9 protein-coding genes are annotated in these 13,324 nt (G+C 31.4%); all 9 read right to left on the bottom strand.

What is annotated here, in order from left to right:
- Positions 1-11: 11 nt before the first annotated feature.
- Positions 12-1,412, bottom strand: coding sequence for a cytochrome c3 family protein (locus B5D41_RS09060; protein WP_078810309.1), 1,401 nt, complete (start codon positions 1,410-1,412; stop codon positions 12-14).
- A 35-nt stretch (positions 1,413-1,447) separates the two neighbouring features.
- Complete coding sequence (locus B5D41_RS09055; protein ID WP_078810308.1) at positions 1,448-2,854, bottom strand: hypothetical protein; 1,407 nt, start codon at positions 2,852-2,854, stop codon at positions 1,448-1,450.
- A gap of 384 nt (positions 2,855-3,238) precedes the next feature.
- Positions 3,239-4,837: a sodium:solute symporter family protein gene (locus B5D41_RS09050; RefSeq protein ID WP_200806451.1), complete on the bottom strand. Its 1,599-nt coding sequence runs from the start codon at positions 4,835-4,837 to the stop codon at positions 3,239-3,241.
- A 47-nt stretch (positions 4,838-4,884) separates the two neighbouring features.
- Entirely contained in the window at positions 4,885-6,972 is a 2,088-nt protein-coding gene (locus tag B5D41_RS09045) for a sigma 54-interacting transcriptional regulator (RefSeq protein ID WP_159442927.1), read from the bottom strand.
- A gap of 226 nt (positions 6,973-7,198) precedes the next feature.
- The gene (locus tag B5D41_RS09040; RefSeq protein ID WP_078810306.1) at positions 7,199-7,882 is read right to left on the bottom strand and encodes a DUF554 domain-containing protein; all 684 of its coding nucleotides are present in this window, start codon (positions 7,880-7,882) and stop codon (positions 7,199-7,201) included.
- A 57-nt stretch (positions 7,883-7,939) separates the two neighbouring features.
- Positions 7,940-9,091, bottom strand: a complete 1,152-nt coding sequence (locus tag B5D41_RS09035; protein ID WP_078810349.1) for an aminotransferase class V-fold PLP-dependent enzyme — start codon at positions 9,089-9,091, stop codon at positions 7,940-7,942.
- A gap of 74 nt (positions 9,092-9,165) precedes the next feature.
- Positions 9,166-10,368, bottom strand: a complete 1,203-nt coding sequence (gene hydF / locus B5D41_RS09030) for a [FeFe] hydrogenase H-cluster maturation GTPase HydF (protein ID WP_078810305.1) — start codon at positions 10,366-10,368, stop codon at positions 9,166-9,168.
- Positions 10,346-11,719: a [FeFe] hydrogenase H-cluster radical SAM maturase HydE gene (gene hydE / locus B5D41_RS09025; RefSeq protein ID WP_078810304.1), complete on the bottom strand. Its 1,374-nt coding sequence runs from the start codon at positions 11,717-11,719 to the stop codon at positions 10,346-10,348. The genes hydF and hydE overlap by 23 nt, the downstream gene beginning before the upstream one ends.
- Before the next feature lie 28 nt (positions 11,720-11,747).
- On the bottom strand, positions 11,748-13,124 hold the full coding sequence (hydG, locus tag B5D41_RS09020; RefSeq protein WP_078810303.1) for a [FeFe] hydrogenase H-cluster radical SAM maturase HydG: 1,377 nt from the start codon (positions 13,122-13,124) through the stop codon (positions 11,748-11,750).
- Positions 13,125-13,324 lie beyond the last annotated feature (200 nt).

The following is a 13,324-nucleotide window of genomic DNA, read 5'->3' as shown; positions in this document are numbered from 1 at the left end:
AAATCAGAATTTTAATTTAATTCTTTCAATGATGAATTAGCTTCACCAGGATTATAATGAAACTCTTTTCTAATCTTATCAAGTTTCTCTTTTAGGTCTCCTTTAGCCTCATTTGCTTTATCAGCAGTCTCAATTATTGGCTTAATATTTTCTATACTATGACAATCTATACATTTAGCTGTTCTATCTACTTGATGACAATCTGCACATTCTAACCCTAGCATACCGTGAACACTATTTTTAAATCGTTCTTTATCAATATAAATTCTATCAACTGTCTCTTTTTTAATTAATTTACCTTTGATAGTAGGTAACTTTTGCGGATAAATTTTCTTATTAGTATGACAAGTTTCACAACTCTTTGCTTTATCACTCCAACTATGTCTTACTTTAACTACCCATGCATGGCCCGGTACATCTTTATTTGGAACCTCTGGATAAGTTGGTAAAGGTGTCTTAGTCATAGTATATACCTTACCCTCATATCTACCTAAATAGAAATCATCTGATGTAAGTTCACCAACAGTATATTTAGGTGGTTCTTCTAAGTGACAACCTTCTTGACAGTTCATATACCAATCTGTATGACATGCTGAACAGTCTAAGTCATCTTTATGAGTTGCATGTGGATATGAATATTCATTAAATTGATTAACTGGTAATCCATTGTATTCCTTCTTTTTATTATCATGACAGTCTGCACAATTATTATCAACAACCTCAGTCATTGATTGATGTACTTCACCATCACCATGCATCTGTTCTTCACCATGACAGTCTACACACTCTAAACCTGCTTTAGAATGTACACTTTCTGGATATTCTTCACCCCATCCAACATAACTAAATCCTGTTTGACTATGACAGTCTACACAATTAGATGTTGTTGGCTGCTTAAAGTTATGACTATCAACAGCTGTTACCATATTACCTTGATCATCTTTTTCCTTAAGATGACAGTCTGAACAATCAGCATGGCACCTTGCACAGTAATCATTCCAAGTCTGTGTACCTACTTCTTCTCCTAATAAATGAACCGCACCATTCTTTTGACCCCGAGCAGTTCCGTGTAAAGATTTCTCAAATCGATGAGAAATGTCAGTATGACATTGACCACAAGTCTCTTCTGCTTTATTAGATGTACCTGGCTTAGAAATTAAATTTTGATGAGCCTCTTCCTTTGAACTAGCAGATAAGTTACCTTGATGACAAGTAACACAACCAAACATAGCATGTGTGTCCTTATTAAATTTCTTTTGAGAAACATATACTTTTGAATCTTCTTTAGATTTTAAATATTCTTGATCACTATGACAATCTAAACATCCTTTCTCAGATGCATTAACTGCTAAGGACATAAAAACCAAAAGCATTAATATTAGTATTAAACTAACTTTAAATTTTCGTTTCAAGCTAAATCCTCCTTCCCTTCACTAATTTAATTTTATTACTTTTGTGCTTCTTTAACTTTATCATAAAGGTCTGATAGTAACGTCTTACCTTTTGGAGTTAATAAACCAACTACTGCTCGACCTTGACCGGCTATTAAATCTATATCTGTATTCTTCTTTCCACCTAATTTAATTGATTTATTTCCTTGCTTATCTTCTATATGCCAAGCCTTCACTGTATTTCCTTCCACATTATCAACTACAATTTTGAAGTAACCTTCTGGACCTTTGAAAGTACTACCATCACCACGTAAGATAATAGACTTCTTATTAGTAATCATAGTTCCAAATAAATGTCCAACTGGACAAGCAATTGGGTAAGTTTCAAATCGCTTATCGAATGGATATGATTCTCCAGCTTTAATATTAAAGCTTCCACTATATACTTTTAGATAAGCTTTTCCATTCTTAGTTGGACCAGTCCATGGATCAAGAACTACTGTTACTTCATCATGCTTCATGATTAACTTTTCACGAGTATTAGTGTCTTCAATTAATCTCTTTGGGTGTTTAATGTTACCTAGTTCTTTTTCTGCTTTAACTTTTCCATTCTTTAATATTTGAATAGTAGATGCACCTTTTGATACACTAGCAACATTAATCTCATAATCTCCAGCAGTAATTTTCTTGCCTTCTACTGCCCAATCTTTATAGACTCTATTCTTAGCCATTCTCATTCCTCTAAAGTAAGTTCCACTTAAATAATTGAAATTAACAGCTTTCTTACCTACTTTCTTGGCTTTACCTTGTGCATATCCTAATTCAAATCCTTTTTCAAACCAATTATCTTCATTAAAAGATAAGATCCCAGGACTTAATCCAGCAAAAGCCCAGTCAACCCCGTGTAAAGTATTTACTGTCATATTTACATTAGCCATAGTTGATTCATGACCTACAGCAGAAGTAAATGTATAAATTTGATCTCCTACAGCAACTCTCTCACCTGGTTTAATAGTTACATCATCTTTAACTGCTACCACTTGATCAAAGTCTAAGTAATAATACTTATTACCTGCTATATACTCATACTCTCCTAATAATGGAAGCATTCCCCTCCATGTGTCAGCCATATAATATAGCCCTCCTGGTGGAATAATAATCATATTGTTCATAACCTTACTTCCTCGAATTACTACTCCATCATACTTAGGAACCTTTTTGCCATAATCATTAACCATTACTTTATTATTGATAAACCCTGGTAAATCTGCAACATATTCTGGATTATCAGGAAGTAATGTAGCATTTCGCGGCATTTTAACCTCATCTTGAGAAACCACCGGAAATGGTAATGGCCAATCTTTCTGAGGTGGCTTAATCTTTTCCTCACTAGCAACAACCCCAATAGTAAAAGTAAATAAAAGACTTAATACCAACACTATCGCTAAACTTTTTCTTCTCATTTGATCCCCTCCTTAGTTTTTATGCAAGTGATTTAATTCACTATTATATAAATGCAATTTCTATTCCAAACTGATCCTTATTACAAAAAAAGGCTATAAAAATAAGTAAGAACCCTATAACCAAAGGTTCTTACGTAGATAAACTAATTTATTTTAATTTATATATATATATTTACAACTTCTTATATTGGTGCACTATCTCACCGCTGATTTAGAAAAATATGTAGAAATAATAAATATATAGTATAATTATGATTAAAATTTGACCTTTTTGTGATGATTATGTGAATAAAAATGCGATAATTCGTGAAATATATTACAATATACAAGGTGTAATGTTGTGGTGCTAAGTTGCACCAACTGGTGCTATATGTCACCAACACTTTAAACTTTCAAATTAATCTCTGTAGTCAAGATTACCAATATAAAACTTATAAATATTAAACTAAAGCTTACTAATCCTAATAACCCTTTAATATATAACATATACCAATGGTTTACACCTAAGGTAAGTAATCCAACAAAACCTAATATAAATAAAAGAATAGTTTTTTTCTTCTTCAATTTAAATTTAATGTTTGAAAAGTTATCCCATAAACTGATACAAACTAAAAATATAATATTAACTGACATTCCAATCCAGATTGGATGTATATTTAAATAAAAATGAATAATATCCCACCCACCTAAATAATTCCACATAATCCCTGATAAAAATCCAGTAATCATTGCATAAATTACCCCTCTCTTAGTAGCTACTGGCCAAAAGAGAGCAGCTATCACTGGTGAAAAAGTGGCTGAATTTCTTACTACCCAAGCAAACACATTCCACCAAGCTGAAGCTTCAGATCTTAATAGACTATAACAAATCATTAATAATGTTAAAACTAATAAAGAAATCTTTGTATATCTTATATCTGTCATATTATCATCATTAGAACTTAATTTCCCTAAGACATCTTTTCCTAGACTAGTAGCTCCTGAAAACTGACAAGGAGCTCCCCAGCCTAAAGCACAAGCCCAGATTCCTAATCCAAATATTCCTACTAGAGGCGGAGGTAAAACAGATTTTAAATATAATGGAAAAGCTACCAACCCTTTATCAAGATAAGGAAATTTAATTACAGCTGCCATCCCAAAAAGTACTCCAAAAATCATAAAAAATATATCTAAAATTAATGCAATATATAAACCTTTCCTTCCTTCTTCTACAGTCTTACATGCTGTAGCCATTTGGAAACAAGCTTGAGCTAAGAAAGTATTAATAATAAATGTTGCAAACCAAACAATAATTTTTTGCAAACCAATACTATCTGGAGATAGATACTCAGGATGTGTTGTCACAAAATTAGCTAATCCATCAAGACCAGGCTCAATTAATAAAGCATAAAAACCTACTCCAAACATAATAAATGAAACTATCACATTCAAAATTTGAGTATAACCTAAAGCCCACATCCCACCAGATCTTAAATATAAAAATAATAATAAAGCTGTAAAAATAACAGATAAATGAAGAGATAGTCCAGTAAAAACATGTAATGCAGATGCAAAAGCTAAAGCAGTAGCAGTCGACCACATAGGAAAGGTAATTGCTGTAATTAATCCTGAAATAATACTAGCCAATTCTCCATACTTTTTGCCAATTAACCCAGAAATAGTTACTACTAGTTTCTCTCTAAAAGATGATAATAAAAAGAAAGCAATAATAAAAACATGAAGACTTTCTGCTATACCATACCAAATAGCAGATAGACCATAATTATATGATAACTCTAAAATAGCTACAAATGATGAACCAGAGAATAAACCAGTAATACATACGGCTACATGCCAAGCTCCAAAATTACGATTACCCGAGAAGTATCCTACATCATCTTGGGCAAGTTTTTTAGCTTTCCTACCAATTACAATTAATAATAAAGTATAAACTAATGCCATTCCTAAAAACCAAACTGCATACTGATTAATTGTCTCTCCCAACACAATCCCCCCTTCTTATATAAAACTGATACATAAATAAAATAACTTTAATTATTTAATGTAATTCCAAACTTTTGTGCCTTTCGAACAATAGTAGAATGATGCACTCCTAAATACTTTGCAGCTTCTCTTGTTGAAGCATCACCATTCAATGCTAATTTCAATAAATCTTTTTCAACTCTTTGCTTAGCTTCTTTTAATGGTATAATACGATTAATTTCTAAATCACTTTGTTCCTTCTGCTTATCTTCATTATGTAGTATACCTGAAAGGTGTTTTGATAAAATAGAATCTCCTTCTACCATTATTACCAATCTTTCAATAGTATTCTTTAATTCTCTAATATTTCCTGACCAAGTATAAGAGAGTAATACATCCCAAGCACCTTCAGAAATTTGTTTATTAGTATTGTACTTTTGATTAAAATTATTTAAGAAATGATAGATTAAAGGAGCTATATCTTCCTTTCGTTGACATAATGGTGGTATTTCAATTGGTAAGACATTAAGGCGATAGAATAAATCTCTACGAAATTCACCTTGCTCTGTCATATTCCACAAGTTCTGATTGGTGGCAGCTAAAATTCGAACGTCAACATGAACAGGTTCAGTACTTCCAATCGGATAAATTTTTTCTTCTTCTAATGCTTTTAGTAACTTAACTTGAAGTTCTAAAGGTAATTCTCCAATTTCATCTAAAAATAATGTACCATTATTAGCAGCCTCAAATAATCCGACTTTACCTCCTTCTTTAGCATTAGTAAAAGATCCAGATTCATATCCAAAAAGCTCAGACTCCAATAAGTTAGCAGGAATAGCTCCACAGTTCACTTCAATAAATGGTTTATTAGCCCGATCACTTAACTTATGAATTAATTTAGTTATCATTCCCTTTCCTACACCAGATTTTCCTGTAATTAGAACTGTAGCCTCCACTGTGGAAACTCTTCTTACTCTCTGTAATACTTCTTTCATTTTTGTACTCTCAGCAATAATATTATCAAAATCTAATTGCTTACTCCTTAACTCCTCTAATTCAGAATGATATCTACGGTTAAGGCTTTTTGTCTCTTCAACTACTTCTTTTAAATTATTAAGTTCGGTCATATCCCTTAAATTAAATATTATTTTGGTAACTTTTCTTTCATCATCTAAGACTGGTTTCCCTGTAATATACACCTTATTATCACCATTAATCTCTTGCATAACAGTAATTGGTTCTTTTCTTTCATGAATTTTCTCTACAAGTTCTAATTGTGGAGTTATAAGTTCTAAATCAGAGATTTGTTTGCCTATTAACTCTTTTGACTTAACCCCTGTAATTCTTTCAAAACCTTGATTTACGCGTAATACTTTCTCTTTATCTGTAACAATTATTCCATCATAAGAAAGATCTATTACAGCTTCTAACTCTGAGTTTAACTCCTTAACTATCTTTAGTTCATTAACTAAATTCTCAATTCTAGATATACATTGGAATACTGCCACTGCTCCTATAGGAGTCTGCTCTTTTCTAACCACACTTTTATTAATAATAAATCTATTATTATTAATCTCTCTTTTTTCAGTAATAAACCCATTTTGATTAATAATTTCTTTTAAGTTCAATTCAGGAAATAATTCATCAATACCTTTACCAATAACCTGTCCCTTAACCCCAAGTTTTTCTTTTAACTTTTGACTACAGATTGTTATAAGACCTTTAGAATCAATAGAAATAACACCATTACTCATAGATTCAAGTAAAGCGCTTAATTCACCCTCCTTCTCCCCTAACTTCTCATGAACAGTCTTAATTAAGTTAATTTTTGTTACAATTCCACTAAACTGTCCTTGTTGATTCAATATGAGTAATCTGCCTATAGGATAATTGTATAATTTCTTTACAGAAGTACTTTCATTTATAGTCTCTATATTCGTCTCCATCACTTTTCTAATTGGTGTTTGAATTGTAGAATTAGACTTTAACGATTCAAACACTCTAGTATTAGTTAGTATTCCTATAGGATAATTATCATCATTTAAAATCGGTATACAGTTCACTTGGTGATTAATATATGTATCTATTGCATCTTTTATCTTATTATCTGGAGATAATGTAGGTGGTGATTTAATCATAACATCTTTAGCCTTCATCATAATCCCTCCTTTTCATGTGATATATCTCACACTTCCCTTATTTAAGTAATTCACAGAATTATCATAAATTCCTTTTTTAGGTATGAAAAAACGACATTTTTTTAACAAATAAAAAGCAGATATCATCTTATTATAAGATGATATCTGCTTATATAGAAAACCAAAGAATATTAAATTGAATAATTAATAGTATATATTCTAATATTTAATAACCAAAAAAATATTAAATATTTAATTTCAATAACATTAATATAACTGCAACGAAGATACTTGGTAATAAGTTCCCAACTTTAATTTTTGCTATCTCTAAAATATTAATTGCAATCCCAATAATTAATAAACCACCAGTAGCTGTCATTTCAGCTATAATATTTGGAGTTAAAAAAGCTTCCACACTACTTGCCAATAGAGTAATAATACCTTGATATAAGAATACGGCAACTGATGAAAAAATAACTCCAATACCCATGGTAGAAGCAAAAGCAATAGCAGAAAATCCATCTAACATTGACTTAGCATATAATGTTGATGGATCTCCTGTTAATCCATCTTGTATTGCCCCCATAATCGCCATAGCTCCAACACAATATACTAAAGTAGTTCTAACGAAGGCCTGGGCTACATTGCTATCTTGAGAACTAAATTTATTTTCTATCCATTGACCTAAATTATCTAACCTACGCTCAATACTTAATGTTTCTCCGATAACTCCACCAATTAGCAAACTAAAAATAACTATACGTGGATCGTTTGTTTCTAAAGCCATACTACCACCAATTAATAACACAGCTAAACTTAACCCCTGCATTACTGTTATTTTTAAAGACTCAGAAAATCTATTTCCAAGGACTACTCCTAAACTCCCCCCTACTATAATAGCTACTGTATTTACAATTGTACCTTGCATAATATTCATCCCCTACTAAATTTGTTATTTTAAATTTAATTTTATCAAAATAAAAAGCTAATCCACCTCTTTAGCAATCTCTTCAATAGCTTCTAATAAAGCTTCACAATCAGATTTTGTATTAAAACTCCCTACACTAATTCTAACAGTACCCTGCTCTATTGTACCTAATGTTTCATGGGCTAAAGGTGCACAATGCAACCCTGTTCTTACTCCAATATCAAAGGCACTATCTAAAATAAATCCTATTTCAGAAGCAGCTTCCTCTCCTAAATTTATTGAAATTACTGGAGCTTGTTTCTTAATATCCTGCGGACCGTAAATATTAACATGTGGAATCTTAACTAACTCATTTAATAAGTATTCAGTTAATTCCAATTCATATTCACGTAGATTGTCAATCCCTTTTTCTAGAATATAATCAATACCTGCTCCTAATCCAACAATCCCTACACCATTAGGAGTCCCACTTTCATACTTATCAGGAATAATTTCAGGTTGATAAATAAGCTCAGAATTACTTCCAGTTCCACCTTGGCGTTGACTCTTTAACTTTAACTTTCGACTAATATATAATCCTCCTGTACCTTGTGGCCCTAATAGGCCTTTATGCCCCGGAAAAGCCATTAAGTCTAGCTTTAATTCCTGTACATCTATTGGATAAAATCCTGCTGTCTGTGCTACATCAACCATAAATAGAATTCCATGCTGATCAGCTAACTCTCCTATCTCTTTGATCGGCATTAAAGTCCCAGTTACATTAGAAGCATGAGTTATAACTATTAACTTAGTTTCATCTCTAATCTCTTTCTCTATATCTACAACAGATAACTCTCCTGTCTTAGAATCACAGTCGACTATACTTAATTCAATTTTATTTTTTCTTTCTAAATGCTTTAATGGTCGGCTAACAGAGTTATGCTCCATACTACTAGTGATTACATGGTCACCTTTAACTAAACTTCCTTTTATACCTAAATTTAAAGCATCTGTAGTATTTAAAGTAAAAACTACTTCAGCTGAATCTTCAATATTAAAAAATTTAGCTACTAACTCTCTCGTAGAAAATATCTCTCTACTAGCTGAAACCGCTAATTTATGACTTCCTCGACCAGGATTAGCCCCTTTATTACGCATAAATTTATCCATTTTTTTATAAACAGATTCAGGCTTAGGAAATGAAGTTGCAGCATTATCAAGGTAAATCAAAATCATCACCCTTTCCAATCATTATATCTCTTTCTCTAAATATATTCATTATCCTCCTATAATAATTAAACTAATTAAAAATCTACTGAAAAAGGTTCTAATGCTCTTTCCAAAATCCCATTCACGTAGGCAATTAACATACCATAATTAACAATGGGTACCCCTAAACTATCTGCTTTTTTTAACCTATATAATATTTCTTTTCTATTGGTCATACATCCTCCACATTGAACAATTAAATCATATTCATCTAAATCTTCAGGAAATTCGCGCCCTGCAACATGAGCAAATTCTAAATTTCCTCCTGCCATCTTAGATAACCAATTAGGAATTTTAACTGTTCCAATATCAACCTTAGTTCGATGATGAGTACAAGATTCAGCAATTAAAACCTTATCTCCTACTTGTAAATTATTAAGGCTCTTAACCCCTTTAACTAATATTTTTAAATCACCTTTATAACGAGCAAATAAAACAGAAAAACCTGTTAACATAATATCATCTGATACTTGAGGCTCTACTTCCTTAAACGCTTGTGAGTCAGTAACAACCATTTTGGGCTTAACATCTAAAGTAGTTAAAGCATGGGATAATTCGCTTTCCTTTACTACTACCGCTTGGCCATCATTATCTAATATATCTCGTAATGTTTGTGTTTGAGGTAAAATCAATCTCCCTTTAGGAGCAGCATCATCAATCGGAATGACTAAAACCACTATATCCTGTGAATCAATCAAATCACCAATAATATATGGTTCTTCAAATTTCTCTGGTGCTTTCATTACCATCTCTTTCTTTAAAACTTCAATTCCTGTTCCTTCTTTAGCACTAACTTTTAATAATTTAATTCCTAATTCTTTAATTAACGATTTTAAATCTAAATCTTCAATTATATCTTCTTTATTAATTACTCCAACTATAGGAATCTCTCGTTCATTAATTTCAGCCAATAATTCTTTTTCATACTCATCTATTCCTATGATAGGGTCTATAACTAAGATAGCTAAATCTGTTCTACCTAATACTTCTTTAGTCTTTTTTACTCTTAATTCTCCTAATTCACCATCATCATCTATACCTGCCGTATCAATAACTACTACCGGTCCAATCGGTAGAATTTCCATTTTCTTATAAACAGGGTCTGTTGTTGTACCGGCTATTTCAGAAACTACAGCTAAGTCTTGATTAGTTAAAGCATTAATTAAACTGGATTTTCCTGCGTTTCTTCGACCTAAAATTGCAATATGCAATCTATTAGCCTGTGGTGTATCTTGCATCGACTTCACTCCTATCTATTCTATTTAATTTATCCAAATTTAAATATTCTGGAATCTTTCTATTAGCAGCCATGATCGATTCTACTGCCCAATCTAAATCGACCATATTCTTATTACTATAAATTTCATAATTTTCTCTTAACTGAGGCGGTGTCATAATTAACATAATTACATTAGCTCCAGATTCTAATGCTTTCTCTTGACCTTCTGAGTCTAATGAAGCTATAGCAGTAGTAGCAGGAATAAATACATTCTGACAGACTAAACGCATTACTGCTACTACTTTCAAAGTAGTTATCAAATCACCAGATTTATACTCTGCATAAGGAGTATTATTTGCCGGCAAGAAAGGTCCAACTCCAATCATATGAATTCCATATTTTTTTTGAAATAGAATATCCTTAGCTAAATCTTCAATTGATTGGCTAGGTAAACCAATCATTCCCCCAGAACCAGTAATATAACCTAATTCTTTAAGCCATTTAGTATGTTTAGACCTAACTTCATAATTATCATCAGGATGGATTTGATTAAATAAGTCTTTATTAGCTGCCTCTATCTTTAATAAATAGTTATCAGCGCCAGCTTCTTTAAAAACTTTATATTCTTTTTTTGTTCTTTCTCCCAAACTTAAAGTAATCTTCATCCCAAACTCTTCTTTTATTCTCCGAATAATCTTTACTATCTTATCTGTAGTATACCATGGATCTTCTCCAGATTGTAAAATGACAGTCTCAATACCTAACTCATATATTTCCTTAGTAACTTTAATGATTTCGTCCTCTGTCATCCTATATCTTGTTAAATTTTTGTTTTCTCGCCTTAACCCACAATAATTACAATTCTTATGACAGTAATTCGAAAATTCAATTGCTGCTCTAACATCAACAGTATCTTTAACTGCTTCTTCTCTAATCCTATTAGCAGCTAAAAATAAAGCTTCCAATTCTGATTCTCTATTAGCTTTCAAAAGTGTTTTAATTTCTGATATATTTAAAACTTCATCTTTAGCTATCTTTTTTAATACTCTACTAAATTTTGAGTTGATTTCTAAATTCCAAATATCCTTCCAATCCTCTAAACGATTCTTCTTTTCAATATCATAAATTCCCTTCCAATCAATATCAGTAGCCATAATCACATCTTTAATTTCTTCTTTTAAATTTTTAGCAAATCTAATAGCAGTAGTACACGCTGAACCTATACCTCTCGGAGTTGGTACTAATTCTACTTTAAAGTTATGCTGTCTTAACAATCTGTCTGCTTGCAACATATGATGAGTAGATGAGCAGATTAGAACTGATTCTTCCTCACTACTATCTTTTTTAATGAATTTATCCCTTAAGACCATAGTCTCCCCCTCTTTAATTTATATTTTTTTATAAATATATATCTCTAGCCCCATCTTTAACCTTCTTAATTTTTTGTTGAGCCTTCTTTCTTAATTTTGAATCTTTGATTCTATTTAACTGTTCATAGATTACTCTTTCACCTGCTTTTTTAGTTTCTAATGAAGCATAATCCTCTAAATACTCTTGAAAAGTGATTAAAGCATTAGGTTGACAAAACTTATGAATATCTCCTACCTTAGCTAAATCCATGAACTCCTCGCCAGTTCTTTCAGTTCTATAGCAAGCAGTGCAAAAGCTTGGTAAATAATTAGAATTACATATTCCTTTAATAACTTGGTCAGGAGTTCTATGATCAGCAGTTTTAAATTGCTTTGCATCAATTCTTCGATTATTATTTTGTTTATATCCACCAGGGTCAGTACAAGAACCTGCACTCATCTGTGAAATACCTAAATTTAATAACTCTTCCCTCAATTCTATACTTTCTCTAGTAGATAGAATTATTCCTGTATACGGAACAGCCAATCGAATAATAGCAACTAGTTTTTTAAACTCTTTATCAGAAACAGGAGAAGGTATATCATTCATCTTAACTCCTGAAGCTGACTTCCACCTTGGAACAGAAATAGTATGAGGGCCGACTCCATAATTCTCTTCTAAATATAAAGTATGCTCTAGCATAGCTAAAACTTCATACTTATAATTGTATAGACCAAATAAAACCCCGATACCAATATCATCTATCCCTGCCTTCATAGCCCTATCCATAGCTGTTAGATGGTAGTCATAATCTGCTTTAGGACCTGAAGGATGCATTTTCTCATAAGTCTGTCTATGATAAGTCTCTTGAAATAACTGATATGTGCCAATACCTGAATCCTTTAGTTTCTTAAAATCATCCACCTCTAAAGCAGCAACATTAACATTGACTCGTCGAATATCACCATTATTATATATAGTTTCTATGGATTTCACTACTTTATCTATTGAGCTAGCTTCTGGATCCTCTCCAAACTCTACTAAAATTCGCTTATGTCCCATCTTTTCAATTATTTTTACTTGTCCTGCAATCTCTTCTGACGTTAAACTGATTCTTTCTAAATCTTGATTATCTTTTTTGAAACCACAGTACTGACAGTTATTAATACATTTATTACTAACATAAAGCGGCGCGAAGAGTACAACCCTATCTCCATAAATATCATCTTTAATCTCTTTAGCTGCTTTAAATAATTCTTCTAATAAGCCTTTATCATTAATTTCAAGTAAAGTAGCTATTTCTTTTAATCCTAGTCCCTTCTTTTCTTTAGCTTTATCTATAATTTGTCTTATTCTACCTTTAGACACACCTTGATTCTCTATTAATAAGTTCTCAATCTTCTGATGATCTATAATTTTAGTCATTTTAATCTCCTCCTAATTATTACTATATTAAGTACATGAAATTAAATGTTTCACATGAAACATTCTTACTATAGATTGTTAATAATTTCACTAACTTTATTATAACATAAATAATATTTATTAAAAGTGATTATTATCATCTATACTAATAATATATGTTATTTTTATGCTAATATATTGAGATTAAGGATAAAGAGGCA

It is taken from the genome of Selenihalanaerobacter shriftii (assembly GCF_900167185.1).
GTDB classification, from domain to species: domain Bacteria; phylum Bacillota; class Halanaerobiia; order Halobacteroidales; family Acetohalobiaceae; genus Selenihalanaerobacter; species Selenihalanaerobacter shriftii.
The sequence above is the reverse complement of the archived record's forward strand: the minus strand, read 5'-3'. Positions and strand labels throughout refer to the sequence as shown.